This is a genomic window from Actinomadura sp. NPDC000600 (genome assembly GCF_040492135.1).
Classification (GTDB): Bacteria; Actinomycetota; Actinomycetes; order Streptosporangiales; family Streptosporangiaceae; genus Spirillospora.
Map to the genome: position 1 here is coordinate 21,272 of NZ_JBEUPD010000048.1, position 26,893 is coordinate 48,164.

21 protein-coding genes are annotated in these 26,893 nt (G+C 71.3%); 15 read left to right on the top strand and 6 right to left on the bottom strand.

Features of this window, described 5'->3' with window-relative positions; genetic code table 11:
- Positions 1-88: 88 nt before the first annotated feature.
- The 4 genes from ABWI07_RS39415 to ABWI07_RS39430 all read left to right on the top strand — a co-directional run bounded on the left by ABWI07_RS39415 (position 89) and on the right by ABWI07_RS39430 (position 3,534).
- Positions 89-1,642 carry a PspC domain-containing protein gene (locus ABWI07_RS39415; RefSeq protein ID WP_353821644.1) on the top strand — a complete coding sequence of 518 codons (1,554 nt, stop codon included), beginning with the start codon at positions 89-91 and terminating at the stop codon, positions 1,640-1,642.
- 202 nt (positions 1,643-1,844) lie between these two features.
- A complete protein-coding gene (locus tag ABWI07_RS39420) occupies positions 1,845-2,054 on the top strand; it encodes a hypothetical protein (RefSeq protein WP_149258993.1) in 210 nt (69 codons plus the stop codon).
- Positions 2,055-2,134: 80 nt separating this feature from the next.
- Positions 2,135-2,857 (top strand): TetR/AcrR family transcriptional regulator, encoded by a 723-nt coding sequence (locus ABWI07_RS39425; protein WP_149258992.1) that lies wholly within the window; start codon positions 2,135-2,137, stop codon positions 2,855-2,857.
- A 242-nt stretch (positions 2,858-3,099) separates the two neighbouring features.
- On the top strand, positions 3,100-3,534 hold the full coding sequence (locus ABWI07_RS39430) for a hypothetical protein (protein ID WP_149258991.1): 435 nt from the start codon (positions 3,100-3,102) through the stop codon (positions 3,532-3,534).
- On the opposite strand, the gene ABWI07_RS39435 is transcribed toward ABWI07_RS39430, so the two are convergent.
- Positions 3,485-3,994: a cupin domain-containing protein gene (locus ABWI07_RS39435; protein WP_353821645.1), complete on the bottom strand. Its 510-nt coding sequence runs from the start codon at positions 3,992-3,994 to the stop codon at positions 3,485-3,487. The two genes, ABWI07_RS39430 and ABWI07_RS39435, sit on opposite strands and share 50 nt — an antisense overlap.
- A 770-nt stretch (positions 3,995-4,764) precedes the next feature.
- Here ABWI07_RS39435 and ABWI07_RS39440 point away from each other — a divergent pair.
- The 7 genes from ABWI07_RS39440 (at position 4,765) to ABWI07_RS39470 (ending at position 11,654) form a co-directional block, all read left to right on the top strand.
- Positions 4,765-5,055, top strand: coding sequence for a hypothetical protein (locus ABWI07_RS39440; RefSeq protein WP_353821646.1), 291 nt, complete (start codon positions 4,765-4,767; stop codon positions 5,053-5,055).
- Complete coding sequence (locus ABWI07_RS39445; protein ID WP_149258988.1) at positions 5,052-5,759, top strand: CHAP domain-containing protein; 708 nt, start codon at positions 5,052-5,054, stop codon at positions 5,757-5,759. The genes ABWI07_RS39440 and ABWI07_RS39445 overlap by 4 nt, the downstream gene beginning before the upstream one ends.
- Before the next feature lie 184 nt (positions 5,760-5,943).
- Positions 5,944-6,435 (top strand): (2Fe-2S)-binding protein, encoded by a 492-nt coding sequence (locus tag ABWI07_RS39450; RefSeq protein ID WP_141580789.1) that lies wholly within the window; start codon positions 5,944-5,946, stop codon positions 6,433-6,435.
- Complete coding sequence (locus tag ABWI07_RS39455) at positions 6,432-8,831, top strand: xanthine dehydrogenase family protein molybdopterin-binding subunit (protein WP_353821647.1); 2,400 nt, start codon at positions 6,432-6,434, stop codon at positions 8,829-8,831. Before ABWI07_RS39450 ends, ABWI07_RS39455 begins: the two co-directional genes overlap by 4 nt.
- Entirely contained in the window at positions 8,828-9,682 is an 855-nt protein-coding gene (locus tag ABWI07_RS39460; RefSeq protein ID WP_149258985.1) for an FAD binding domain-containing protein, read from the top strand. Before ABWI07_RS39455 ends, ABWI07_RS39460 begins: the two co-directional genes overlap by 4 nt.
- 242 nt (positions 9,683-9,924) lie before the next feature.
- Positions 9,925-10,818, top strand: a complete 894-nt coding sequence (locus tag ABWI07_RS39465) for an SRPBCC family protein (RefSeq protein ID WP_353821648.1) — start codon at positions 9,925-9,927, stop codon at positions 10,816-10,818.
- 134 nt (positions 10,819-10,952) lie between these two features.
- A complete protein-coding gene (locus ABWI07_RS39470) occupies positions 10,953-11,654 on the top strand; it encodes a class I SAM-dependent methyltransferase (protein WP_149258983.1) in 702 nt (233 codons plus the stop codon).
- Positions 11,655-11,699: 45 nt separating this feature from the next.
- Here ABWI07_RS39470 and ABWI07_RS39475 read toward each other — a convergent pair whose 3' ends face one another.
- The 4 genes from ABWI07_RS39475 to ABWI07_RS39490 all read right to left on the bottom strand — a co-directional run bounded on the left by ABWI07_RS39475 (position 11,700) and on the right by ABWI07_RS39490 (position 21,613).
- Positions 11,700-15,314, bottom strand: a complete 3,615-nt coding sequence (locus ABWI07_RS39475) for a bifunctional glycosyltransferase/CDP-glycerol:glycerophosphate glycerophosphotransferase (RefSeq protein ID WP_353821649.1) — start codon at positions 15,312-15,314, stop codon at positions 11,700-11,702.
- Positions 15,315-15,412: 98 nt separating this feature from the next.
- Positions 15,413-18,847 carry a bifunctional glycosyltransferase/CDP-glycerol:glycerophosphate glycerophosphotransferase gene (locus tag ABWI07_RS39480; RefSeq protein WP_353821650.1) on the bottom strand — a complete coding sequence of 1,145 codons (3,435 nt, stop codon included), beginning with the start codon at positions 18,845-18,847 and terminating at the stop codon, positions 15,413-15,415.
- A gap of 209 nt (positions 18,848-19,056) precedes the next feature.
- Entirely contained in the window at positions 19,057-19,989 is a 933-nt protein-coding gene (locus ABWI07_RS39485) for a LysR substrate-binding domain-containing protein (protein ID WP_353821651.1), read from the bottom strand.
- 115 nt (positions 19,990-20,104) lie between these two features.
- Positions 20,105-21,613 carry a carotenoid oxygenase family protein gene (locus ABWI07_RS39490; RefSeq protein ID WP_353821652.1) on the bottom strand — a complete coding sequence of 503 codons (1,509 nt, stop codon included), beginning with the start codon at positions 21,611-21,613 and terminating at the stop codon, positions 20,105-20,107.
- Between the two features lie 73 nt (positions 21,614-21,686).
- Here ABWI07_RS39490 and ABWI07_RS39495 point away from each other — a divergent pair, with 73 nt between their 5' ends.
- The 3 genes from ABWI07_RS39495 (at position 21,687) to ahpD (ending at position 23,859) form a co-directional block, all read left to right on the top strand.
- Positions 21,687-22,337, top strand: a complete 651-nt coding sequence (locus ABWI07_RS39495; RefSeq protein WP_353821653.1) for a TetR/AcrR family transcriptional regulator — start codon at positions 21,687-21,689, stop codon at positions 22,335-22,337.
- A 326-nt stretch (positions 22,338-22,663) separates the two neighbouring features.
- A complete protein-coding gene (locus ABWI07_RS39500) occupies positions 22,664-23,218 on the top strand; it encodes a peroxiredoxin (RefSeq protein ID WP_353821654.1) in 555 nt (184 codons plus the stop codon).
- Positions 23,219-23,316: 98 nt separating this feature from the next.
- The gene (gene ahpD / locus ABWI07_RS39505; RefSeq protein ID WP_149258976.1) at positions 23,317-23,859 is read left to right on the top strand and encodes an alkylhydroperoxidase, AhpD family; all 543 of its coding nucleotides are present in this window, start codon (positions 23,317-23,319) and stop codon (positions 23,857-23,859) included.
- A 113-nt stretch (positions 23,860-23,972) separates the two neighbouring features.
- On the opposite strand, the gene guaA is transcribed toward ahpD, so the two are convergent.
- Entirely contained in the window at positions 23,973-25,559 is a 1,587-nt protein-coding gene (gene guaA, locus ABWI07_RS39510; protein ID WP_353821655.1) for a glutamine-hydrolyzing GMP synthase, read from the bottom strand.
- 342 nt (positions 25,560-25,901) lie between these two features.
- Here guaA and ABWI07_RS39515 point away from each other — a divergent pair, with 342 nt between their 5' ends.
- A complete protein-coding gene (locus ABWI07_RS39515; protein ID WP_353821656.1) occupies positions 25,902-26,864 on the top strand; it encodes a zinc metalloprotease in 963 nt (320 codons plus the stop codon).
- Positions 26,865-26,893 lie beyond the last annotated feature (29 nt).

The window sequence follows — 26,893 nt, forward strand, 5'->3', positions numbered from 1 at the left end:
CCCGCCCTGACCCTGGTTCCAATCTCGGGGGAGAGTCAGGGGCGTCCCCGATACCGTCCGTCGCCGGTGGCGCGCGACCATGGCTGGCATGGGCGAGGAACAGGGTCGGAAAGAGGACCTGCGCGGGCCTGGCGGCGACGCGAGCGAGAGCGGGCACGGCGTGGGCCAGGGCGTTCACGACGGCGTGGGCATTCACGACGGCACAGGCAACGGCGTTGAGGACGGCGTTGGACACGGCGGGCGGCCCATCGAGGGCCGCGGTGAGACGCGCGACGGGGAGCAGGGCCTCGGGGAGCAGGGCCTCGGGAAGCAGAGCGTTGGGAAGCAGAGCGTTGGGAAGCAGGCCGCAGACGGTTACCGGCGGCTTGCGCGCGACGCCGAGCGGAAGGTGCTGGCCGGTGTGTGCACGGGGCTCGGCCGCTACACCGGCATCGACCCGGTCGTGTTCCGCGTCGGGTTCGCGATCCTCGTCCTCGCGCACGGGCAAGGGGTCTTCCTCTACATCGCGGCGGCGCTGCTGATGCCGGCGAGCCCGGACGAGTCGTCGATCGCCGAGCAGATGCTCAAGCGGTGGTTCGACGGGCAGGCCGTCCTCACGATCCTCGGCGCGCTGCTGTGCGTCGGCGTCACGTTCAGCCTGTTCGGCGGGGTCCTCACCGACGCGATCGCGTTCCTCGTGGTGTTCGGGCTGGTGCTGCTGGTCGCGCACTCGCGGGGCGTAGACCTCGTGGCCGTGGCGCGCACCACCCCAGAACGGATCACGGGGTATCCGCCGGAGCCCTCCGCAGGGTGGACCCGGTCGGAGCCCGCCACCGTCGGCGGCGTCTCCCTCAGCAAGGACGGGCCTCTCGGCGGGCACGGGCCTTCCGGGCCCGGGGCGAGCGGCCTGCCCGACGGCATGATCGACCTCGCCGCGTACTCGGCCGCGTGGGCGGAGACGCCCGCGGCCACCGCGCCCTTCGGCACCGCACCCTTCGGCACCGCGCCCGCCTCCGCGACCAAGGCGCCCGCTCAGCACGGCTGCGGAGGCGGGACGTCGCCGGTGGCGGCGATCACGCTGCTCGCCGCCATGGCCGCCGGCGCGGCGATGATCCCTGTGGCCCGGTCCTACCCGGCGCCGGACTCCTGGCTGATCGTCATGGCGCCCGCGCTCGCCGTCATCGGGCTCGGCCTGGTCGTCGGCGGCTGGTTCCGCACCCGCGGCCTCGCGGCGGCCGGGACCGTGCTGACCCTCGCCATGCTGACCACCTCGGTCGCGGGCGACGTCCCGCGCAACGCCGAGTACGGGGAGGTCAACTGGCGTCCCACCGACACCTCGCAGATCGGCCGCCTGTACAAGGTGGGCATCGGGCAGGGCGACTTGGACCTCTCCGCCCTGCCGGTCGCGGCCGGCCAGCGGGTCACGATCGACGCCGAGGTCGGAGTCGGCGGGCTGGAGGTCACGGTGCCGCCCACCGCCCGCGTGCTGGTGGACGCGCGGATCGGGCTCGGCGACGTGCGGGTCGACCACCGGACGACGAGCGGGCCCGCCGCCAAGGTCGTGCAGACCCTGGAACCGGAGGGCGCGTCCACCGCGAACCCGCCGGTGATCGTCCTGCGGATCCGCGGGAAGCTCGGGGACGTGGACGTGCACCGTGTCTGAGCAGCGGCGAGCCGCCGGCGACGATCCCGGCGCCACCCATGTCGACGACATTCACTCCATCGACACAGAGCTCAGAGACACAGAGCTCAGAGACACAGAGCTCGGGGCCTCCGGGTTCAGAGACACAGCGTTCAGAGACACAGCGTTCAGAGACACAGCGTTCAGGGATAGAGAATCCAGCGGGACGGGGGCGGGCGGAAAGATGACCGGTCAGAAGCGGTTCCGGTTCGATCCGGCAGGGCCCGTGACGGGGCTGTTCTTCCTCTCCCTGGCGGGGCTGTTCCTCGCGGACGGGCTGACGGACGGGGACGTCCTGCCGCTGACGGCCATGATCCCGGTCGTGCTGATCGGGCTCGGGCTCGTCGGAACGGTCCGGGTGCTGACCCGCTCGCGTCGCCGGCACCTGCGCTGACGTGGGACTGTGACCCGTGCCGCAGGGCCCGGGGCTTCCCCTCGCGCCGGGAACGCCGAGTAGTGTGATCCCGACGGCAGGTGACGAAGCGAGGGTCGATGGCGGGGAAGGCCGGCACACCGGAGGCGGGTTGCGCGGACATGCTGCCCGGCTCCCGGTCCGCGCTGGACCCGGGACGCGCCATCAAGCCGGGCCGGCACGGCCTCTCCCCCGAGACCGTCGCGGGGATCCAGCGTGAGCGGCTGATCGACGCGTTCGTCCACGTCGTCTCGGAGCGAGGCTACGCGCACACGACGATCAGCCGGGTCACCGAGGGCGCGGGCGTCACGAAGAAGACGTTCTACGCGCACTTCTCCGACCTCGACGCGTGCTTCCTCGCCGCCTACCAGCGCGGCATGGACATCCTGCTCCGCCGCATGACGGAGGCCTACGAGGCAGCCCCGACCTGGCCGGACGGGATCCACGCCGGGCTCCGCACGCTGCTCGCCGCCCTCGCCCGGGAGCCCCGGTTCGCGCGGGCGTCGCTGGTGGAGGTGAACGCGGCGGGCCCGCAGGTCAGGCAGGCGCGCATCGACAACCTCACCCGGTTCCGCGTCTTCTTCACCGACCCGTCCCTGCCGCCAGTCCCGATCCCGGTCGTGGACGCGATCGTGGGCGGCATCTACAGCGCGATCCACGTCCAGATGGAGACGGGCGAGGCGGAGGAACTGCCGTCGCTGCTGCCGTCCCTCACCTACTTCGCGCTGCTTCCCCTCGTCGGCCGCGAGGCCGCCTCCCCTTACCTGGCCGACGCCCCTGGCTGACCTGCCACGACCGGCTCGCGGTCCCGTCCCGGCGGCTGGGACCCCTTCGCGCCTCCACGGGTTGACCTTCTGACCGGATTCGGCCGGACGTCGCCGAGCATCTTGACGTGAAAAACCTACGGGTTTCTATTGGTGTGGATTTTCCGCGGGACGGCCCGGCCGTCCCGCGCCGACCCCCGGTTCACGCGCGGCGGGCCTAATCCCCCGGGGCCCGCCGCGCGTCTTCATCTTCTGGAGGACCCATGCGGCCGGCCGTGCCCGCGCGGAGGCTGCTCCCCAGCGCGCTGCTCACCGCCCTTCTCGCCGCCTCGCTGGCCGGCTGCAGCGACTCCGGAGAGCCCGCCTCCTCCCGCCCCTCGGCGTCCCCCACGGCGCGTCCGACGCCGCCGCTGCTGAACGGGGTGCGGCCCGGAGTGGAGAAGAAGTCGGCGCTGGACGGCACCTGGACGGCGGGCTCAGGCTCCCAGCGCGTGGCCCTCTTCTTGTTCCGGGGCGCCGCCGCCCTCAACTCGCCGGGTTTCTGCACCGGCACCGTCGACGCGACGGGCCGGATCAAGCTGAGCTGCGCGAACGGCTCGCACGACCGGATCGACGGACGGGCCGTCCTGCGCTCGGGGAAACTCGTCATCACCTGGGCGGGAGGCCCGAAGGACGTGCTGCAGCGGCGTGCAAGCTGACCGCGAACGCCGGCCCCGGATTCGTCAGCGCAGGCGACCCCTCATAGGGCTCCTCGCCGCCAGGGACACCGCCGGGGACACTGCCGGGGACACCGCCGGGGACACCGTGCGCACCGCCGTGCACCCGGACCCGGTTGGCCCGCAGCGGGCGTTCGGTGACGCCGCGCGCGGTGATCATCACCTCCGCCAGCTCGCCCGCGATCAGGGTGCTGGCCTGGGCCCGGATCGTCCTGCCATGGCCGGGCGGCCAGGTGGTCAGCCAGATCTCGCCGTCCAGCGGGACGTGCACGGGTGCGTCGGGGTCGAACCGGACGAGCCGCCACCACTCGCCCGGACGTCCGGCGAGTGCGCGGACGCGGGCGGCGAGCTGTCCGACGGTCGCGGGACGGAGGGCGATCACGCGGGCGTGCGGATCGTCCTGGCCGCGCATGGTGAGATCGGGAACCACGGAAAGGTCCACGGGAAGAGTCCTTCGTGCAGGTGTGTCGGCCGGAGACGGATCGTCAGCGGGAACGGGGACCGTCGGCAGGAGCGCCGATCGCCCGGAACCGGGTCAGCGACAACACGAAGGACACAGCGCGCTGGCCACGCGGCCGAGGGCCACGGGGCTGTCTGTCTGCGCGCGCTTCGTCACGCACACAAGGAGACACTCGGTAACCGAACCTTGTCAAGCTGATCACGCACAGTCGGCCGGAATCGCCCGCCGAGTGCCTGTCCGTCCTTCCGCGAGCCCTCGCCCCTTCCGCGAACCCCCGTCCGCGCCGCGGGCTCAGCGGCTGAGGAACACGTACACGGCCCAGGTGAGTACCAGGGTCACGAGCAACGACCCCAGGCATCCCAGCCGGGAAGAGGAAAAGAAGAACATAGGCGGCTCGTACCCCGGAAACGCCAAATATCCCCTGATCAAGCCCCTCTGCCCCGCCCTGTCGAGCCATTCGCCCGTGCCCGCCGGCCCACTTCCCCCGTCTCGAAAATGGAACGTTCCCAAGCGGCGCCCGGAAGGGCGGCCCGCCCTCCCCCGGCTTGGGGGAGGCCGGCCTGGGGGTGGCTGGGTGGGCGGGTTGGGGTGGGGCCGGCGTCTTGGCTGGTGGGGGGTGGAAAGCTAGCTAATGCGTGTTTTTAGGTAAAAACCGGAGAAAGTGTGGATGTTCCTATTACGGTCGGCCAGGAGCCGCCCACAGAACGGAGGCTCCTGGCCGATCGGACAGTCCAACGCTGCGGAGAAGCAACGTGACCCCCCAGACCAGAACAGACACCGCGGAAGCGACCCACATGGACGAGGTGGACGTGAACCCCGACGTCCACCGGGCCACCGAACCCGACGAGGAGCAGATCCTCCGGGAGCTGTACGGCGAGCCCGACGCCGAAGGGATCTTCCGCGGGGAGGGCCTGGCCGGCGTGGACGGCGCAGACTCGGCAGGCACAGGCGCAGCAGGCACAGGCCAGGACGGCACAGGCCAGGACGGCACAGGCCAGGACGGCACAGGCCAGGACGGTGCGGACCTGGGCGGTACTGCATGAGCGCCGCCGGGATGATCGCCGCGGCCCGCAAGTCGCTCGGGATGTCGGGCCGCCCGAACACGATCACGCGGGAGTACGCGGCCAGGCATGGGAACGAGTTCCTCCGGGCGTCCTGGTGCGACATGGCCATCACCTACTGGGCGCGCCACAGCGGGAACGCGAGCGCCGTCCTGCCGGGCGGGGACCGCGCCTACACCGTGTGGCACGCGCAGGACTTCCAGAAGGCCGGACGCTGGCACAGCGGGACGACCGCGAGCGTCAACCAGGCGAAGCCCGGCGACATCGTGTTCTTCGACTGGGGCGCCACCAACAGCATCGGCGCGATCGACCACGTCGGCGTCGTCGAGAAGGTCCTCGGCGGCGGGCGCCTGCAGACGATCGAGGGCAACACGAGCGACTCGGTGAGGCGCCGCGTCAGGGACTCCGGCGTCATCGCCGGTTACGGACGGCCCGCCTACGGCGGGGGCAACTGGACGGAGGACATGGTGAAGAAGCTGCCGCAGCTGAGCAAGGGCGACCACGGGGAGCACGTGGAGAGCCTGCAGGGGCTGCTGCTCGCGCGCAGCCACCCCGAGGTGAGCATGACCGGGAAGTTCGACGACACCACCGAGTCGGCCGTCAGGGCCGTGCAGCGGTGGGGCGGCGTCTCCGACGACGGGATCGTCGGGCCGAAGACCTGGCCGGTTCTGCTCCGCGTGCACTAGAGGCCATCAGTCCCCCAGACGTCGGTAAATAAGAGACGTCGAGGACTAGTACGGCATTCAACCCCGGATTAGGTTCGTAGGGTCGCCTTCCACGGAGGTGGCCCCGATGACGTGGCCGGATCAGCGTGCCCCGCCCAGGGACGTCTCTCACTGTCCACCCCGAGACGTCCCTGGGAGAAACCGCATGCCACGTATCCGTGTCGAGGTCGACGGAGCGACGTACGAAGACGACGTCGAGCCGCGCCTCCTTCTCGTCCACTATCTGCGCGAACGGCTGGGGAAGGTCGGGACCCCGGTCGGGTGCGACACCAGCAACTGCGGAGCCTGCACCGTCCTGATGGACGGGATGAGCGTGAAGAGCTGCTCCGTGCTCGCCGTCCAGGCGGACGGCCACGACGTGACGACCGTCGAGGGGCTCGGCGTCGATGGCACCACGCACCCGATGCAGCAGGCCTTCCACGAGGAGCACGCGCTCCAGTGCGGCTACTGCACGCCCGGCATGATCATGGCGTCGCTCGACCTGCTGCGGGAGAACCCCGACCCGTCCGAGGACGAGGTCCGGGAGGGGCTGGAAGGGAACCTGTGCAGGTGCACGGGTTACCAGAACATCGTCAAGGCCGTGCGGCGGGCGGCGAGCGAGATGCGCGAGCCCGGTCGGCAGGAGGTGACGCCGTGACCGTGCAGGAGGTCGGCACCCCGCGCAAGCGGTCGGAGGACGCCCGGCTCATCACCGGCCGGACGAAGTGGACCGACAACATGACGCCCGCGGGCACGCTGTACGTGGCGTTCCTGCGCAGCCCGTTCGCGCACGCCCGGATCACCGGCGTCGACACCGCGCCCGCGAAGGAGCGTCCCGGGGTCGTCGCGGCGTTCAGCGGGCGGGACTTCGCCGCGGAGCAGGGTTCGCTGCCGTGCGCGTGGGTCGTGACCGAGGACATGAAGCATCCGGACCATCCGCCCATGGCGGTGGACGAGGTCCGCTACGTCGGAGAGCCCGTCGCTTGCGTCGTGGCCCGGGACAAGGCCGCTGCGGTCGACGCCCTGGAGGAGATCGACGTCGACTACGAGCCGCTGCCCGCCGTGGTGGACATGGAAGCGGCCATAGCCGACGGCGCCGATCTGGTGCACGAGGACCTGGGGACGAACAAGTCCTACACGTGGGTGTTCGAGAACGGGGATCTCGACGCCGCGATGAGGGACGCCCCGGTCGTGCTGGAGCGCCGCTACGTCCAACAGAGGCTCATCCCGACGGCGATGGAGCCGCGGTCGGTTCTGTGCGTCCCCGAGGGCGACGAGTTCACGCTGTACTCGGCCACGCAGATCCCGCACATCCTGCGGCTGATGCTGGCCACGGTCACCGGGATCCCCGAGCACCGGATCCGGGTCGTCGCCCCCGACGTCGGCGGCGGCTTCGGCTCCAAGCTGCAGGTGTACGGGGAGGAGGTCCTCGCGCTGCTGCTGGCCCGCAGGCTCGGCCGTCCGGTCAAGTGGACGGAGACCCGCAGCGAGGGCAACATGACCGTCCACCACGGCCGCGACCAGATCCAGCGGCTCACGCTCGCCGCCGAACGCGACGGCCGGATCCGCGGCCTGAAGGTCGAACTGCTGGCCGACATGGGCGCGTACCTGATGCTGGTCACGCCCGGCATCCCGCTGCTGGGCGCGTTCATGTTCAACGGCATCTACAAGATGGACGCGCTGTCGTTCACCTGCACGGGGGTCTTCACGACCAAGACGCCCACGGACGCCTACCGGGGCGCGGGCCGCCCGGAGGCCACCTACGCCATCGAGCGGATGATGGACGAGCTGGCCGACGAACTGGGCGTCGACCCCATCGAGGTGAGGCGACGCAACTGGATCGAGCACGAGGAGTTCCCGTACGAAACGATCGCGGGCCTCACCTACGACACGGGGAACTACGAGGCGGCGACCGAGAAGGCGCTGGAGCTGTTCGAGTACGACAAGCTCCGCGCGGAGCAGGCGGACAGGCGGGAACGGCGCGATCCGGTGCAGTTGGGCATCGGGGTGTCCACGTTCACGGAGATGTGCGGTCTCGCGCCATCCCGGGTTCTCGGTTCGCTGTCGTACGGGGCCGGCGGGTGGGAGCACGCGTCGGTGCGCGTACTGCCGTCCGGCAAGGTCGAGGTGGTCACCGGCTCGTCTCCGCACGGGCAGGGCCACGCGACGGCCTGGGCGCAGATCGCCGCCGACCGGCTCGGCGTGCCGTTCGAGGACGTGAAGGTCCTGCACGGCGACACCGCGGTCTCTCCCAAAGGGATGGACACGTACGGCTCCCGTTCCCTGGCCGTCGGGGGCGTCGCGTTGTTCTCCGCTTGCGAGAAGGTGGTGGAGAAGGCCCGCAAGGTGGCGGCGCACCTGCTGGAGGCGTCCGAACAGGACCTGGAGTTCAGCGGCGGACGGTTCAGCGTCCGGGGCGTCCAGGAGGAGGGCAAGACGATCCAGGAGGTCGCGCTGGCCGCGTTCGCCGCGCACGACCTGCCGGAGGGTCTGGAACCGTCCCTGGACTCCGACGCCACGTTCGACCCGGAGAACTTCTCCTACCCGCACGGCACGCACCTGTGCGCAGCCGAGGTCGACACCGAGACCGGGATGGTGAAGCTCCGCAAGTACGTGGCCGTGGACGACGTCGGCAAGGTCGTCAACCCGCTCATCGTCGAGGGGCAGGTCCACGGCGGGCTCGCGCAGGGCATCGCCCAGGCCCTCTACGAGGAGGCCGTCTACGACGCGGACGGGAACCTGACGACGACCACGATGGCCGACTACCTCGTCCCGTCGGCCGCGGACCTCCCGTCGTTCACGACCGACCGCACCGAGACGCCCGCGACGTCCAACCCGATGGGCGTGAAGGGCGTCGGCGAGGCCGGCACGATCGCCTCCACGCCGGCGGTCGTCAACGCGATCGTGGACGCGCTGCGCCCGTACGGCGTGCACGACGTGCCGATGCCGTGCACGCCCGAACGCGTGTGGCGCGCGATGCGCGCGGAGGAGAAACCCGCCGCCGCGGAACCGGGCGCGGGCGGCGGACTCGGCTCGGCCGGAGGTGACCAGTGATCCCCGCGACGTTCGACTACGTCCGTCCCGCCTCGTTGGACGACGCCGTCCAGGCGCTGGCCGACGCGGGCGAGGACGCCAAGGTGCTGGCGGGCGGGCAGAGCCTGATGCCGCTGCTGCGGCTCCGGCTCGCCTACCCCGACGCGCTGATCGACCTGGACCGGATCGACGCGCTGCGGGAGATCCGCGACGAGGGCGACTCGGTGTTCATCGGCGCCATGGCGACGCACCACCAGGTGCTGCGCGATCCGCTGGTGCGCGAGCACGTCCCGCTGATCGTGGAGGCGACGGAGACCGTCGCCGACCCGGCGGTCCGGCACCGCGGCACCTTCGGCGGGTCGCTCGCCCACGCGGACCCGGCGGGCGACCTGCCCGCGGTCGCGCTCGCCTTGGACGCGGTGCTCCTCGTCCGGTCCGCGCGCGGTGAGAGGGAGATCCCCGCGTCAGAGTTCTTCGTCGACTGGATGACGTCGGCGATGGAGCCGGACGAACTGCTCGTAGGCGTGCGCGTGCCGAAGCTAGGCGCGGGCTGGGGCGTGCACTACGAGAAGTTCCACCGGACGGCGCAGGCATGGGCGATCGTCGGCATCGCGTGCGCCGTCCGCCGCAACGGCGACGGCGTCGAGGAGGCGCGGATCGCACTGACCAACATGGGACCGACCCCGGTCAGGGCGAGCGCGGTGGAGACCGCCGTCAGAGGCGGGGCGGTGTCGGAGGACACGTTCCGGACCGCCGCCGCGCAGGCGGCGGCCGGCACGGAGCCGCCCACCGACCTGCACGGGTCGTCGGAGTACCGGGCGCATCTGGCCACGGTGCTGACGGCGCGCGCGCTGGCGGCCGCCGCGGGCTGACCCGCCCGCGCGGCATGGACATGCGGCCGGGCACCGTCGCCCCGTTGCCCGGCCGCATGTCCACCTCCCGCCTGTGGGCCGTACCGCATGTGGGCCGTACCGCATGTGGGCCGTCCCGCATGTTCGCCGGGCTGCGGGGTACCGAGTTGCCTGGAGCGTGGGGGGTATGACCCCACTGGCGACGCGACGGGCGGCCACCGTAAGGTCACGGGCAAGGTCTCCGGACGATAAGGACACTGATCATGGAGCTGGACCACGATTTCACCGTCCCCGTGCCGGTGGATCAGGCCTGGTCGGTGCTGCTCGACGTGGAGCGCGTCGCGGCCTGCATGCCGGGCGCGACGCTCGACTCTGTCGAGGGCGAGGAGTACTCGGGCCGGATGAAGGTGAAGGTCGGCGCGATGACCATCACCTACCGCGGCACCGCGCGGATCGTCTCCGCGGACGAGTCGTCCCGCGTCGTCACGATGGAGGCGTCCGCCAAGGAGGCCCGCGGGTCCGGGACGGCGGCGGCGACCGTGCAGGCGAGGCTGCGCGAGGAGGACGGCATCACCCGCGTGTCCGTCCACACCAAGCTGAACGTGACGGGCCGGCCGGCGCAGTTCGGCCGCAACATCCTGTCCGAGGTCGGCTCCAAGATCATTTCCCGGTTCGCGACGCAGCTGGCCGCCGAGCTGGAGGCACCCGCCCCTGCCGCCCCCGTTGAGAAGCCCGCCGAGACTCCGCCTGAGAAGCCCGCCGAGGCCTCCGCCGAGACGCCCGCCGTCGCCGCCGTTGCGCCTGCGGAGACGTCCGGCGAGGTATCGGAGAGGCCCGGCGCGGCCTCAGAGAGTGCCGCGGAGGCCGCCAAGCCGGAGCTGGAGGCCGAGACCGGCGTGGCCTCTGCGACGCCGGAGGAGACCGCCGAAAAGCCCGGCCCGGTCAAGGCCGAGCCCTCGCAACGACCCTCGCTGCACGTGGCCGGCGGGCGCGGGGAGCCCCAGCGCGCGGGCGCCAGGGACGACGGCGACGACGCGATCGACCTGCTGGAGTTCGTCGGCCCGTCGATCGCCAAGCGTGCCGTTCCCGCCGTCGGTGGCCTGGTGGTGCTCATCCTGTTCATCCGCTTCCTCCTGCGCCGCCGCAAGAAGCGCTGACCTCGCGGGACGCTGATCTTGAGAGAGGCCGACCGGGGTTCACGTCCGGGGCGGGGTCAAGGCGGCGTCAACGATCCGTGCGCGGGCGGCGGCGTCGATGGAACGGGCCTGCGCCGGTGCGGTCGGCTTGTTCCGTGGACACCACCGAGCTCCAGCGGATCGCGCGGATCGAGAACGACAACTGGTGGTACCGCGAGCGCCGGGCGATCCTGTCGGCGGAACTGCTGCGGTTCAGCGTGCCCGGTACGGCCGTCGACATCGGCGCCGCGTCCGGTGCGTGCTGCCGCGTGCTGGCCGACCACGGCTGGAGCGCCACCGCGGTCGACCTGAGCCCGGCCGCCGTCGCGCTGGCCCGCGCCCACGGCGTCGAGGCCTACGAGGGAGACGCGCGCTACCTGCCGCTTCCGGCATCCGAATACGACCTGGCCCTGGTGCTGGACGTGCTGGAGCATGTGGAGGACGACGCGCGTGCGGCCGCGGAGGTCGCGCGGGTGCTGCGGCCGGGCGGGACGGCGCTGGTGTCCGTGTCGTGCGACATGGCTCTCTGGTCGGCGCACGACGTGGCCCTCGGACGTGTCCGCCGCTACAGCCGCCGCGCCCTGGTCGATCTGCTGGAGGGCGCCGGGCTGGTGCTGGAGCGCGTGTGGAGCAGGGGCGTCCTGCACAGGCCGCTCCTGCGGCTGCTCAGGAATCGGACGGCGCGGCGCGAGGATCTGGCGCCGCTGCACCCGTTCGCCAACGAGGCGCTGCGCTTGTCCGCCGCGCTGGAACGGCGGCTGCCGACCGCCTCGTGGCCGGGCGTGCGACTGTTCGCACGGGCCCGCCGCCCTGGCTGAGCGGCGGGCCCCGGCTACGTGCTCACCGAAGAGCTGGGACGGGGTTCAGGCTTTGCCGAAGATGCGGTCCACCACTCGGGACGCCGCCTGGCCGTCGTCGTGTGGGCAGTACTTCACGAAGAAGCGGTCGTAGGCGTCCGCGTAGCGCTGCTCGCCGGCGGGCGCCGCCCTGACGGCCTCGGCGACGTCCGCGGTCGTCCGCACGACCGGGCCGGGCGCTTCGGCCTCCAGGTCGAAGTAGAAGCCGCGCAGGTGGTCGCGGTACCAGTCCAGGTCGTAGGTGTAGAGGACGATGGGTCGCCCCAGGATCGCGTAGTCGAACATGGCGGACGAGTAGTCCGTGACGAGCACGTCGGCCGCCATGTACAGCTCGGCGATGTCGGGGTATCGGGACACGTCGATGATGAAGGGACCCGAGTCGCTCCCGGCGAGCCGGTCCGCGGCGATGCGGTTGGTGAGCCTGAGGTCCCGGTCGGTGATGAGGTGGTGCGTCCTGAGGAGGAGGACGTGGTCGTCGCCGAGGGCCTGCCGCATGGTGTCCAGGTCCAGTTCCATGGAGAAGCCGTGCCTGCCCCCACCGTGGTACCGGTCGTCCCGCCATGTCGGCGCGTAGAGGACGACCTTCTTGCCCTGGGGGATCCCCAGGCGCTTCCGGACGTGGGCCCCGATGCGCTCCCACTCGGGCGTGCTGAGGATGTCGTTGCGCGGGAACCCGGCCTCCAGGACCTCGCCCTCGTACCGGAAGGCCCGCCGCATGACCTGTGTGGCGTAGGGGCTGGGGGACAGCAGGAGATCCCATCGCGGCACCTCCCGTTCCATCCAGTCCAGCGGTTCGATGCGCTGGTACGGCATGTCCCTCAGGTCGTAGGCGATGCGCTTCAGCGGGGTGCCGTGCCAGGTCTGGAGGTAGGTCTGCCCCTCCCGCTTGAGGAACCAGGCCGGCATCGCCTGGTTGGTGACGATGTACCGAGCGCGCGCGAGGACGCGGAAGTGCTCGCGGCTGCCGGCCAGGACCGTCTCCGCCTTGCCGCCCACCGCGAACTGGTCGTCCCGGGAGATCCACACGCATTCCAGATCGGTGTCGCGGCGGACGAGCTCCTCATAGACGGCCCTGGGGCTGCAGCTGTACTGGTTGCCGTCGTAGCTGCTGAAGACCGCGATATCGGCCAGGGGGCTCCGCAGGTAGACGGGATAGTCCCTCTGGAAGAGAAGGACCTGTGCGTGGCCGCCGCGCTCGTCGTCCTCCAAGGCCGGACGGCTGAACAGCATCAACGCGTCGATCTGGTGGACGCCGACCTCGAATTCGTGCGTTCCGACGCGGTGCCGGTCGGGCAGGTCGGGGATCGCCTCACGTTCGACGACGAGGGCCACCTCTCCGGAACTCGTGCGCGCCAGCAGGTCCCAGGTGCCGCTGCTCAGGGGGAGGTCCGTCCCGAACACCGGCATCGCTGCGGGCGTGAAGGTCGCGGTGAACCGGGCGCCCTTCCGGGTTGTGTCGCTGGCTCCCGCGTCGCCTTCCCACGTGACAGGGACGCGGTGTTCGTCACCGGAAAGGCGCCGCCGCAGGACGAAGTGGTCGGGGCGGTCTTCGGGGTCGGCGAAGTCGCCGGTCAGCGTGAGCAGGCCGCCGGCGTCCCACTCGGCGTCCGTGACGACCGGGCGGATGCTGCGCTCGACCCCGCGCAGGTTCCCGAACGCGGTGCGGCTGACGGCGAACTCCCGGCCGCGCCCCTCCCCTTCCGGGAAGGCGAACCGAGCGGGCCTGACGTTGCTCGCCACGGTGAGGCGGAGCGGGCCGCCGTCGCCCGTCAACCGGATGTCCCAGTCGATGGCGTCGCGCAGGTGCGGGCCGTGCGGCTCGCCGCCCGGGACGGACGCGAGGTACTCCAGCGGCAGCCTCGCGGTGAAGTCGAACCCGGTGCCCTCCGCCATCCGCAGGACGGCCGCCTGCCGCAGCGTCACCTCGCCGCGGACCTCGGCTCCCCCGTGCCTGCGGACCGCGACCATCGCGGCTCCGGCGCCGAGCGCGCGCCGCGTCCAGCCGGACAGCACCAGCACGTCGCCTTCGCGGCGCAGCCCGGTGAGGACGGCCTTGGCCCGCTTGACGTGGACGACGAACACGTCGTCGTCGCCCGCCGCCGGCTGGACGGCCACGTGCTCGTCCACCTGCCGCGCCGCCGTCCACCGCACGGCCGGGGCCGTCGCGGTCAACCGCTGGACCGCCCTGCGCCCGGCCGTCGTCACCTCCGCGAACAGCTCGTAGGTGGCCGTCCGCCATTCGTCGCCGTCCAGCAGGTATTCGGGCTCCACCCGGACCGTGAACCCCGACCAGTCCAGGGAGACGTTCGCCCGGCCGGCGCGTGCCGTGACCTCCGGGACGCACCTGCGCTCCACCGGCAGCCGGATCTCCTTGCCGGTCCGCACGTCGCGCATCCAGACGCGGATCCGGGAATCGGTCACCGACGCGACCCCGAACCGGTCGAAGTGGGCGTGCCCCTCCACGATGAGGGTGTCGACGTCCCACTCCACACGGTCGACGTCCGCCCACAGCACCAGTTCGTCGGTGACGTCGTACACGTCCTCCGGGATGCCCGTGTCCGGGTCGTCGAAGAAGGGGTAGCGGGCGTACCAGCGCTGCCGAAGGCGGCCGCGGGACACGAGCGGGACGTCCCGCAGCCCCCTCTCCTCGAAGCGCAGCACCTCCAGCAGTTCGGGCAGCATGCACGCGCCGAGCAGGTACGTCTCCAGCCTTCTGATCGCCTCAAGGCCGACGGTGGCCCGGCGCCCGGCCTCCGCGACGACCTCGGCGCCCAGTTCGACCAGGCGTTCGCGCTCCTCCCACGTGGCGGCGGGCAGGGCGAGCATGAGTTCGCGCACGTCCAGGTCGAGCGCGTACATGTCGTGGACGGCCAGAAGGTCCGGCGCGTGCGTGCGGACGAGTTCCCGCGTCTTCGCGAGGTTCGCCATGCGCTGGGTGATGTCGGCCGGGTCGGGGCGCGTGCGCATGGCCGTCCCTGGACGGTCGCGCCAGAAGTAGACGGTCGCGTCCAACACGTCCACGACGGATGCCAGCAGGTGGGTCTGCACCGCGATGAGCATGTCCCGGCCGGACCCGAACTCGAAGCCGTGCGCGTCCCAGAACGAGCGCCGGTAGACCTTGTTCCACACCGTCCTGTCTTGCAGGAGGGCAGGGTGGCGGGTCACGTGCGTCGACTTCATGGTCTCCGCGTAGGAGTCCCTGTGGAGCGGTGACTGCCACACCTGGTCCTCGTCCAGGCACATGACGTTGCCGCCGGCGAGATCCGAGCCGGTGGTGTCCAGCGTCCTGACGAGCAGTTCGTAGGCGTAGGGCGGCACCGCGTCCTCACCGTCGGCGAAGGCGAGGTAGCGGCCCTTCGCCTGCTCGATGCCGGCGTCCATGGCCGCCGTGCCGGGACCGGGCTTCAGGACCGCGAAACGGTCGTCGCGTCCTGCGAACTCCTTGGCGAGCGCCGCGTCCTTGCCCGTTCCGCCGTCGCCCGCCCTTTCCTCCCCCATGGGCTCGTCCACCATGAGCACCTGGATGTCGCGCAGCGTCTGCCCCGCGATCGACTCCAGGCACTCCGCCAGGCGGCCGCCGGTGTTGCGGATGGGGACGACGATGCTGATCTGCGGGGACACGAGCGGCTCCGTACTGGGCTTTCGGGGATCCGGTGGCTTTTGGGGATTCGGTGGGCTTTCGGGGATTCGCGACGAGGCGGCCGGCGGGTCCGGCGGGCTCAGCGGAGGACCCGGTCGAGCACGCGGGCGGCGGCATGGCCGTCGTCGTGCGGGCAGTACCGGGCGGCGAAGGCGGCGCGCGCGTCCCGGAACCCCGTCTCCAGCGCGGCCGGCTCGCTGAGCGCCTCGACGACCTCCTGCGTGGTGGCGAGCAGCGGCCCCGGGGCCTCGGCGTCGAAGTCGAAGTAGAAGCCGCGCACGTGGTCGCGGTAGCGCTCCAGGTCGTAGGTGAAGAACACCATCGGGCGGCCGGTCACGGCGAAGTCGAACATGGACGACGAGTAGTCGGTGACGAGCACGTCGCTGATGAGGAACAGCTCCGAGATGTCGGGGTAGACGGACACGTCCATGACGCAGTCGCCCGGCCGCAGCCTTGGGCGGTCGGTGACGAGGTAGTGCGTCCGCAGGAGCAGGACGTGGTCGCGGCCCAGCGCGGCGCGGAACCTGTCGATCTCGAATTCGAGGCGGAACGCGCGCTTGCCGATCGCGTGGTGGAAGTCGTCCCGCCACGTCGGCGCGTACAGGACGACCCGCTTGCCCTCCGGGATGCCGAGCCGCCGCCGCACCGCCGCCGCGATCTCGTCGCGGTGCGGGCTGCTCAGCACGTCGTTGCGGGGGTAGCCGCTTTCGAGGACCTCGCCGGAGTAGCCGAACGCGCGCCGGAACAGCGGCACGGAGAACGCGTTCTGGGTGAGCAGGAGGTCCCACTGAGGGACGTCGTACTCCATCCAGTCCACGCCCTCGGTGCGCTTGTAGGGCATCCGCTTGACGTCGTATCCGAGCTTCTTCAGCGGCGTCCCGTGCCAGCACTGCACGTAGGTCTGGTCCTCGCGCTTGGTGAACCACTCCTGCTGCGACCAGTTGCCGAAGATGTAGCGCGCGCGGGCGAGCGCCTCGTAGTGCTCCCGCGTCCCGGTGAGGACGGTCCGGGCGCCCGCCGGCTTGCCGAACTGCCCGTTCTCGGTGACCCACACGCATTCCAGGTCGGTGTCGCGCCGCCGGAGCTCGTCGTAGATGCCGCGCGGATTGCACGAGTACTGGCGTCCCCGGTACGCGTCGAACACGGCCAGTTCACGGACGGGCAGGTTCAGGTGGCGCCGGTAGTGCCCGGACCGTATGCGGCTCTGCGCGTAGGCCCCGCGCTCGTCGTCGTCCAGGGCCGTCTCCACGCGCAGCTGCAACTGGTCGCTCTTCTGGGCCCGGACCGTGATCCGGTGCAGCCCCGCCTCGAACGGCTCGGGCAGGTCGCGGAGGGTGTGGCGCCGGACGACCACCGGCTGCTCCTGCCCCCCGACGGCGGCGACGACGTCCCAGCGGCCGGAGACCAGCGGACGGGACAGCCCGAACACCGGCATGCGCGCGGGCGAGAACACCGCGGTGAACCGGTCGTCCTCCCAGTTCAGCCCGACGACGTGCTCCTCGCTCGACCGACGCCGCCTGAGGGTCAGCGAGTCCGGCCGCCCGATCCGGTCCGAGCAGGTGCCCGCCAGGTGGAGCGCGCCGTCCGGCGACCACGACACCTCCTCGACGGCGAGCACGCGGCCGCGCACGACGATCCGCAGGGCGCTGCGCCGGGTCCTGGCGATCTCCAGTTCCCCGCCGGGGACGGGGAACGCCGCGCCCGCCGGATCCTCGTCCAGGTAGGGGCGGATCCCGTCCGAGAGGGTGACCTCCCAGTCGCCCGGGCGCCGGACCAGCCCGGCGACCGGCAGCCGCGCCCGGAACCCTTCGGCGCCGACCGGCTCGACCGCCCCGAGCACCTTGCCCCGCCCCGACCTCGGTGCGGCGGTGACGCGCGGCTCGTCCCCGAGCGGAACGCGGCTCCAGCCGTCCAGCCACAGCTCGCCGCCCTCCAGATGGCAGCCGACGACCGCCGCCGGCGTGCGGCGCACCTGGATCATGAACCGGTGCCGGCCGGCGACGCCCTGGACGAGCACGCCCGGCGCGCACTCCCGCTCCCGCGGCCACTGCCGCCCGGTGAGGCGCGGGCCGGTGAACGTCGACCGGCGCCGCAGCCCCCGGTTGACGATCTCGACGCACGGCACCCAGTCGACGTCCCGCCAGCGGCCGAACATCCGCAGCGAGGACGGGTCGACCTCCGCGACGAACCCGGACCAGTCGTAGGTCACGTTCGACTGCCGCGACCCGGCGGTCACGTCCGGCCTGCGGACCCTCCTGACCGGGACGCGCACGAGGCCCCGCTTGTTGGACGCCAGCAGCCAGAGCCGGATGCGGGACCCGTCCTCGCTGGAGGAGTCCAGATGGCGGATGTAGGCGTGGCCCTCCAGGCGGAGCCGGCCGTCCGCCCAGGTGGCCCGGTCGATCACCGCGACCGGCCTGAGCTCGTCGGTCACGTCGTACACGTGGGCCGGGACGCCCCGCTCCTCGTCCTCGAAGAACGGGAACTGCGCGTACCAGCGGTGGCGCAGGCCGCGCCGCACCCGCGGCGCGTCCGCCGCCTTGCGCAGCTGGACGTAGCGCAGCACCTCCAGCAGCTCCGGCATCATCCGCCGGCACAGCAGGTGCATCTGGAGGCGGGTCATCGCGGGCTGCCGCTTCAGGACGCGCGGGCTCACCTGCCTGGCCAGGGCCGCCCCGATGGCGAGGAGCTCCCCGCGGTGCTCGTCCTGCGTCCTGGGGAGGGCCTCGAAAAGGACGCGGAGTTCGATGGGGATGAGGACGTGCTCGTCGTAGGCGTTCAGGAGGTGCGGCGCGTAGTCGGCCAGACCGTCCCGCACGGCCCGCGCGGAGCGCATGCGCTGGCTGAAGTTGTCCCAGTCGTAGCGGTCCTCTGTGATGGACCCGGGGCGCCTGCGCCAGAAGTAGACGGTCTCACTCAGGACGTCCACGGAGCGGGCCAGCGCGTGCGCGCGCGCCGTGACCGGAGGGTCCTCGTAGTAGCCCGGGGGGAACTCCAGACCCGTCCGGGTCCAGAACGAGCGGCGGTACACCTTGTTCCACGGCGTCCGGTCGCGCATCAGCATCGGCATGGACGACACATGCGTCTTCGACCGGGGCTCCGTGAACAGGCCGTCGTGCAGGAACGACTGCCAGGTCCGGTCGTCGTCCATCCGCTGGACGTTCCCGCACGCCATGTCGGACCCGGTCCGTTCGAGGGACGCGACCAGCCGCGCGTAGGCCTCGCGCTCCACGACGTCGTCGGCGTCGGCGAACGCCAGGTACTCGCCCCTCGCCTGCCGCACCCCGGCGTTGCGGGCCGGCCCCGGCCCCTCGTTCTCCCGCGTGAACAGCCGGAACCGGGGGTCGCGGCCGCACATGTCCTTGGCGATCACGGCGCCGTTGTCGGTGGACCCGTCGTCCACCATGATCACTTCGAGGTCGCCCAGCGTCTGGCCGGCCAGCGACTCCAGGCACTCCCGGAAGTACTCCTCGGTGTTGTGGAAAGGCACGACGACGCTGAGCTTCGGGGACATGGGGCCTCCTCCTCGCCCCACGAGCATGGTGACGTCACGCCGCCGCACGAACGCGCATCGCTATTGCGAGGACGTCCCCTGACGCAGACTTGACCCCGCCTGGCCGCCACTTGACCCGCGCCTTAATCCCCGGATCGGCCGCCCACCGCCCCCGACGCCCCGAGTTCCAGGCGGGCAGATACCGGACGGACCAGATCAGACGGACCAGATCAGGCGGGACGGATGCCGGGGGCGACGCCCGAGTCGGCGACGGCGGTGCGGATGCTCGCGGCGAGCGCTTCGAACTCGTCCGCGCGCGGCGACGTCGACCGGAAGCCGAGGCCGACGCGGCGGAAGGGCGCCGGTGCCGCGAACCGGTGCACGCCGAGGTTCGGCGCCCGGCGGGTCTCCACGTGCAGCGCCGTCTCGGGGACGAGCGTCACCCCGAGCCCGCCCGACACGAGCTGGACCAGCGTCGCCAGGCTCGTCGCGTACGTGGCCGCCGCGGCGCGCGCGCCCACCTCCCTGCAGACGTCGAGCGCCTGGTCGCGCAGGCAGTGGCCCTCGTTCAGGAGGATGACGTCGAGGTCGTTCAGCGCCTCCCGCTCCACCTCGGTGGCGTCCAGGTCGAATCCCGCGGGCGCGACGAGCACGAAGTCCTCGTCGTACAGCGGCAGCTCGGTCACGCCCGCCGCCGGCACGGGGAGCGCCAGCAGCACCACGTCCAGGCGCCCGGCGAGCAGTTCCGCGACGATGTGACTCGTCTGCTCCTCGTGCACGGACAGTTCCAGGTCGGGGAACTCCTTGGCGAGCCGCGGCAGGACGACGGGAAGCAGGTACGGAGCGACGGTCGGGATGACCCCCACGCGGAGCGGCCCCACGAGCGGCCCCCGGACGGCCTTGACCTCTTCGACCAGCCGGTCGAGTTCCGCCAGGACGGTCTCGGCGCGCCGCGCGACCCGCTCACCCGCGGGCGTCAGCAGGACCTTGCGCGTCGTCCGCTCGACGAGGCGAGTGTCGAGGCTCTCCTCAAGCGCCGCCACGGCTCCGGACAGGGCGGGCTGGCTCATGCGGAGCGCGGCGGCGGCGTCGCGGAAATGCAGGTACTCCGCCAATGCCAGGAAGGCCCGCAACTGGGCCACCGTCGGTCTGCTGATCGCCATCCTGACCGAGAGATTACCCAACCGAGGTCACGCACCGTGACATGTCCCAGGTCGAGGCGGGGTGGGATTCGCCACAGCGTCCGCGCGGTACTGCGCCCACACGATGGGGCGGGGCTCAGTGGATGGGGAGGCGGTCGGGGTGCGGGATCGGGGCGCCGGGATCGGCGACTCGTGAGGTGAAGGTGCCGTGGAAGCCGAAGGGGAGGTGGTGCGGAAGGTGGAGGTTCGCGACGGGGGCGAGGTCCCGGGCGTCCAGGATGGTGAGCCGCGACCGGTGCTCTGGGGCGAGATACACCACGGTTAGGAGCCACCCGTCGTCCTCGTCGGAATCCGGCGCGCGGGGCACGAAGATGGGCTCGCCCACATAGGTGTCCGGGCCGGCCTCATGCGCCTGCGTATGCCCGGTGTCGTTGTCGACCTTCAGGATGGTGTCGTACTCGCCGCTCGGGCCCGTCCGTCCCGTCATGTAGGTGAAGCGGTGGCGGCGCGTGGAGAGGCGCCAGTCGTACTGGGGGAACTCGCCAGGCGTGTCTGACAACTGCGTCTCGATCACGCGGCCCGCCGGGGTGATCCGGTAGCGCATGAGCCTGCTGGACGGCAGGTCGGTGAAGCGCGTGCGGAACTCGGACAGGTCCCGTCTGATCGCCTCGAAGTCGTCGAAGCGCACCAGGTCGACGACGGTGTCGGTGCCGTCCTCGAAGGCGTTCGCCACGTGGACGTGCACGAGCGACTCGTGCTCCACGATCCGCGCGGGGCCGCCGTTGCGCGGCACCAGCACGAAGCGCGTCCCCTTCTCGGGACGGTGCCGGATCGCGTCGAACACCGACGCGCCGCCGCCGAACATGGTGCGCAGGTCGACCATGTACGGGTCCAGGACGAACACCATGTGCTCGGTCGTCAGCGCCACGTCGTGGTTCCACGGCATGTTCAGCATCCGGACTCTGGCCAGCCGCCGCAGCCTGCCGTGCCGGTCGACCTTCCAGCAGTTGAGGGACGGCAGCGGGGTGAAGTCCTGCCCGAAGTTGAACATCTCGCCCGTCACCGGATCCCACTTCGGATGAGCGGAGAACGCCTTGAGCGCGCCGCGCAGACGCCCGTCGAAGTCGTACGCGCCGAGCGTCTCCAGGGTGTCGGGGTCGAGGCGGTGCGGCGGACCGCCCTCCCACAGGGCCAGCAGCCGGTCGGCGTGCAGCGCCACGCCGGTGTTGGCGACGTTCGCCGGCCCCTTCCCCTTAACGAAGTTGGCCCAGAATCCGCCGGGAAGCGGCGTTCCGACCCCCGGGTGGCTGGGGGCGCTGGAGACCATGCCGTGCTTGAACTGCGGCGTCCGGACGTAGCGGTTGCGGAACCGCACGGACCGGCCGTCGAAGGCGAACTGCGAGACCATCCCGTCGCCGTCGAAGAGGTGGTGCATCAGCGTGCGCCCGACCTCCCACTTGCCCGGGCCGATCCGGTACAGCGTGCCGGTGAGGCCGGACGGGAGCTCCCCGTCTATCTGGTCGATGACGTAGTCGTGCTCGTGCATGAGCGGCGCGAAGATGCGCGCCATGTCCGCCCGATCGGCCTGCGGCCCGCCGTTCACGGGCTCGCGCTTCGGGGAGTCGGCTTCGCTGGTCCGGGGCATGGGGGCCTCCCCATCTGGATACGCGTGTTGCCAGAAAGGTAGGTTCTGGAAACGCCTGTGTCAAGATTGGGAGGTGAGCCCTCGCCCGTACGGCGGCGTCACCGCCGACCGCCGCCGCGCCGACCGCCGCGCCGCGCTCCTGGAGGCGGCCCTCGACCTGCTCGCGGCGGAAGGCGTCCGAGGCACGTCCCTGCGCGCCGTCTGCGCTCGCGCCGGCCTCAACCCGCGCTACTTCTACGAGAACTTCGCCGACCTGGACGCGCTGCTGACCGAGGTCCACGACCGGATCGTCACGGAGGTCGCCGAGGCCGCCGCGCAGGGCGTCGCCGCCGCGGGGCCGGACGCCGGCCTGCGCACGACCGTCCGCTCCGCCGCCGTGGCCGCCCTGGAGATGAGCCGTGCGGACCCCCGGAAGGTCCGCGTGATGCTGGTGGAGGCGACCGCCAGTCCCGTCCTGCGCGAGCGCCAGGCCGCCGCACGCCGCGACTACACCCGCCGGGTCATCGAGTACGCCCGGACGTTCTACGACATCCCGCCCGACGCCGACGCGCGGGTGCAGTTCGTCGCCACCATGCTGGTCGCCGGCTGGAACGAGAACCTCATCGCCTGGCTGGACGGCGAACTCAAGACCACCCTGCCCGGCCTGGCCGACATGTTCGCCGACGCCGCCGAAGCCCTCGCCACCCACGCCGCCGCCCACGCCCGAGAGAATGACCGGCTTTGAGGGATAGGTCACTCGATGCGTATTGTGCGGGCTCGACGCCCTACACTGGCTCGTCACCGAGCGTGAAGCCCGTTTTGGGCGAGTCGATGTGATTTACATCTAGTAGTCGGCTTGGTTTCCGCACCACCCGGTCATTGCTCCGCAGGTCAGTGCAGGCAAGCGGGCTATTGATAAGAAGTTCCTATCGATCACTTGCGACAGATCGATTTCTCTTGCGAATCGACTCACGGCACTGTGAGTGACACGGCCGCCGAGGCGGGAAGCCCGCGGCCTTCCTGCGCCTCCTCATGCGGAGGCGACCCTTTCTCATGTCGAAGGAGCATGCGTTGCTTACTGTCGGTGACAAGTTCCCCGAGTACGAGCTCACCGCCTGCGTCTCGCTGGACGCCGACAACGCGTTCGAGACGATCAACCACAAGTCCTACGAGGGCAAGTGGCGCGTGGTCTTTTTCTGGCCGAAGGACTTCACCTTCGTCTGTCCCACCGAGATCGCCGAGTTCGGCCGCCTCAACGAGGACTTCGCCGACCGCGACGCTCAGGTGCTGGGCGCGTCGGTCGACAACGAGTTCGTCCACTACGCGTGGCGCAAGGACCACCCGGACCTGCGGGAGATCCCGTTCCCGATGATGTCCGACCTCAAGCGCGAGCTGTCCGAGGCGCTCGGCATCCTCACCGAGGACGGCGTCGCCCAGCGCGCGACGTTCATCGTGGACCCGAACAACGAGATCCAGTTCGCCATGGTGACCGCCGGTTCCGTCGGCCGGAACGTCAAGGAGGTCCTGCGGGTGCTGGACGCGCTGCAGAGCGACGAGCTGTGCCCCTGCAACTGGAACAAGGGCGAGGAGACGCTCGACGCGACCAAGCTGCTCGCGGGCGCCTGAGCCTCTCACCGGGTCCGATCCCGCGGAGTCCCAGCACGACCGACGGCGGCCGGCCGCGCGGACCGCGGCCGGCCGTCCGCACGAAAGGACGCATGATCATGAGCGTGGACGCGCTGAAGGGCGCCCTCCCGGGCTACGCCAAGGACACCAAGCTCAACCTGGGCTCGCTGACCTCGACCTCCCAGCTCACCGACCAGCAGCTGTGGGGGACGGTCCTCGCCTGCGCCCTCGCCACACGCAGCACCGTCGTCATCCGGGAGCTGGCCGAGGAGGCGGGCGACAACCTGTCCGCCGAGGCGTTCGAGGCGGCCAAGGGCGCCGCGTCGATCATGGCGATGAACAACGTGTACTACCGCGCCACCCACCTGATCGGGGACGAGACGTACGCGACCCTCCCGGCCCGGCTGCGGATGTCGATCATCGGGAAGCCCGGCGTCGACAAGGTCGACTTCGAGCTGTGGTGCCTCGCCGTGTCGGCGATCAACGGCTGCGGGCGGTGCCTGGAGTCGCACGAGAAGGTCGTCCGCGAGGCGGGCCTGTCGCGCGAGCTCGTCCAGGAGGCGCTGCGGATCGCCGCCGTGGTGAACGCGGCCGCCGCGACGCTGGACGCCGAGGCCGCCCTGGCCCCCGCCACCGTCTGACTGCTCGGCCGACAGCACGTCTGACGCCGGCGGCACGGCCTGGCGGCAGGGCCGGCGCCGGCCGGTGAAAGCGAAAGGCCCGGACGGATCCGTCCGGGCCTTCGCCGTGCCTGCTACTCCCACTCGATGGTGCCCGGGGGCTTGGAGGTGATGTCGACGGTGACGCGGTTGATCTCGCGGACCTCGTTGGTGATGCGGGTGGAGATCCGCTGCAGGACCTCGTAGGGGAGCCGCGCCCAGTCGGCGGTCATCGCGTCCTCGCTGGTCACCGGACGCAGCACGATCGGGTGCCCGTACGTGCGGCTGTCGCCCTGCACGCCCACGGACCGCACGTCCGCGAGCAGGACGACCGGGAACTGCCAGATGTCGCGGTCGAGGCCGGCGCGGGTGAGCTCCTCGCGGGCGATGGCGTCGGCGTCGCGGAGGATGTCCAGGCGGTCGCGCGTGACGGCGCCGATGATGCGGATGCCGAGGCCGGGGCCGGGGAACGGCTGCCGCCAGACGATCTCGGCGGGCAGGCCGAGCTGCTCGCCGAGCGCGCGGACCTCGTCCTTGAACAGCGTCCGCAGCGGCTCGACCAGCTTGAACTGGAGGTCCTCGGGGAGGCCGCCGACGTTGTGGTGCGACTTGATGTTGGCCGCGCCGGTGCCGCCGCCCGATTCGACCACGTCCGGGTAGAGGGTCCCCTGGACGAGGAACTCGACCGGTTCGGCCGGCTCCCCGGCGGCCCCGGACCCGCCGTGGACGATCTCGCGGGCCGCCTCCTCGAACACCCGGATGAACTCGCGGCCGATGATCTTGCGCTTCTCCTCCGGATCGGTGACGCCGTCGAGGGCGGACAGGAAGCGCTCCTGGGCGTCCACAACGTGCAGGTTCACGCCGGTGGCCGCGACGAAGTCCTTCTCGACCTGCTCGGGCTCGCCCTTGCGCAGCAGGCCGTGGTCGACGAACACGCAGGTCAGCTGGTCGCCGATGGCGCGCTGGACGAGCGCGGCGGCGACGGCGGAGTCGACCCCGCCCGACAGCGCGCAGATGACCCGCTTCTCGCCGACCTGCTGCCGGACGGCCTCGATGGACTCGTCCGCGATGTTCACCATCGTCCAGTTCGGCCGGCACCCGGCGCCCTCGTAGAGGAAGCGCCGCAGGATCTCCATGCCGTGCTGGGTGTGCAGGACCTCGGGGTGGAACTGGACGCCGAAGAAGCCGCGCTCCAGGTCCTCCATGCCCGCGACCGGGGTGACGTCCGTGCTGGCCGTCACGGTGAAGCCGGAGGGGGCGCTGCTCACGAAGTCGCGGTGCGACATCCACACCGCCTGCTCGTGCGGCAAGCCCGCGAACAGCATGCCCGGGGACGTGACGGCGACGGTGGCGCCGCCGTACTCGGCGACGTCGGAGTTCTCGACCGTCCCGCCGAGGGCCTGCGCCATCACCTGGTGGCCGTAGCAGATGCCGAGCGTGGGGACGCCGATGTCGAACAGGCCCTCCGGCACGACCGGGGCGCCTTCGGCGTACACCGAAGCCGGGCCGCCCGAGAGGATGATCGCCTTCGGCCGCTTGGCGAGCATCTCCGCCGCCGGCATGGTGGACGGCACGATCTCGCTGAACACATGGCACTCGCGGACCCGTCGTGCGATCAGCTGCGCGTACTGCGCGCCGAAGTCGACGACGAGGACGGTGTCAAAGGACTGGTCTGCGGCCACCAACTACGCCTTTCGCCCGGCCGGAAGGGTCTCCCAGTCTACGGGCCCCTGCCTGCGCCGATGCGCCGCACCCCGGAGCCGATCGTTACATGCGGCAACTGACCGATAACGGTCAGCATCGATTTACCTTGATCACACATACAGAATGACCGCGTTCTGCTATCAGTTGATGACGTCCTGTATTCGGCGAAGCACAGCTCTCCCGGAAGCCCGCTCTCCCCCGAGGCCCGGTCTCCTCGCGAACCCGGTCTCCGCGGAAGTCGGCCTCCGGGGGTGCGCCGTGCTCGCCGGAACGCCGCGCTCGCCCGGTCCCCGGCCGCGAGCGACGTCCCTAGGAGTGCCGTGAAGCTGCTCGCCGCCGCCGCTCTGCTCGCCGCCCTCGTCCCCGCCGCGCCTTCCGGGCCGTCCGCGAGCCCGTGGCACGAACGCCGGGGCGGCGACTGCGCGCAGCCCCTCGCCGCGAACCGCTCAGCCGAGCGGCACGCCGACGTGCGGCACCGGACGGACGGCCATGTCCGCGACGACCTGGACCTGAGCCCCGCCGAGGCCGCGGCCGTGGAAGCGCGCCTGAACCGGATCCTCGACGATCTCGGCCAGGGCAAGCACGGGTCCGCGAAGGCGGCCGGCCTGCGCCGAGGGGCGCGGATCACCATTCCGGTCTACTTCCATGTGATCCACGCCGGCGCGAAGGGCAACGTGTCCCTTGCGATGATCCAGCGCCAGATCGACACGATGAACGCGTCCTACGGCGGGCGCAACGGAGGCGCTGACACGCACGTCTCCTTCACGCTCAAGGCCGTGAGCCGCACCGACAACGCGGCCTGGTTCGGCGACCCGGAACGCTACGAGGACACCTACAAGCCGAAGCTGCACAGGGGCGGCAAGGCCGACCTGAACCTCTACAGCACCTACATCGGCGGCGACCTGCTCGGCTGGTCGACCTTCCCCTGGAGGTACAAGTCCGACCTCGAGATGGACGGCGTCACCATCCACTACGCCAGCATGCCGGGGGGCTCCATCCACAACTTCAACAAGGGGTTCAGCGCGACCCACGAGGTGGGGCACTGGCTGGGGCTGTACCACACGTTCCAGGACGGCTGCAGCGGCCAGGGCGACCGCGTCTCCGACACCCCCGCCGAGCGCGACCCCACCAACGGCTGCCCGGCCTACAAGGACACCTGCCCTACGCCCGGCGACGACCCGATCCACAACTACATGGACTACAGCTACGACACCTGCATGAACTCCTTCACCGCCGGCCAGGGCGCCCGCATCCACAAGGTGTGGACGGCCTACCGCGCCTGACACGGCCGTCGGCCGCGGTCCGCTTACAG